1 pseudogene is annotated in these 678 nt (G+C 81.3%); it reads left to right on the plus strand.

Going from position 1 to position 678, the window contains the following annotated elements:
* Positions 1-184 precede the first annotated feature (184 nt).
* Positions 185-678 (plus strand): annotated as a pseudogene (locus LE181_RS31365) (hypothetical protein); the annotation flags it as partial.

Genomic DNA, 678 nt, shown 5'->3' on the forward strand with positions numbered 1-678 from the left:
CGGCCTCCGCCGGGGCGTACGGCCGGCCCTGCCGGGCGCCGCGTGGCGACGACCGGCGCAGTCCGCCGGGGTCCCCCGCCCACCGGCGGGCCGGGCCCGCGCGGACGGCACCCCCGGCCGGGACACCGACCGCCGCCCCTCCCGGCGAATCCCCGGCACACGGGGAGCCACGCCGCCGACGGCAGTGCCGGACGCCGACACCGCACCCTCCCCCGGCCGCACCGGCTCCCCGACGGCACAGCCCACCGGCACGGATCGCGCCGCGGAAGCGGACACGCACGCCGCACGCCCCACCACCGCCCCGCTGACCACCGGCCGCACCACACAACCCACCGGCCACACCAGCTCCCCGACGGCACGACCCACCGGCACGGATCGCGCCGCGGAAGCGGACACGCACGCCGCACGCCCCACCACCGCCCCGCTGACCACCGGCCGCACCACACAACCCACCGGCCACACCAGCTCCCCGACGGCACGACCCACCGGCACGGATCGCGCCGCACGGCCGGGCGCCGGCGTCGCGCGCGCCGTCGTCGGTCGCACGGCACGGCTCACGCGTGCCGTCCGCCGCGTCGGCGGCACGGCCGGCGTCGGCTCGCCGGCTGCCCGGCCCCTGGGCGCTGAGCCGAGTGCCGCCCCGGCATGTGCTTCGGGTCGACGCCCGGCCACCGCCGT

It is taken from the genome of Streptomyces sichuanensis, from assembly GCF_020328095.1.
Lineage (GTDB): Bacteria > Actinomycetota > Actinomycetes > Streptomycetales > Streptomycetaceae > Streptomyces > Streptomyces cinnamoneus.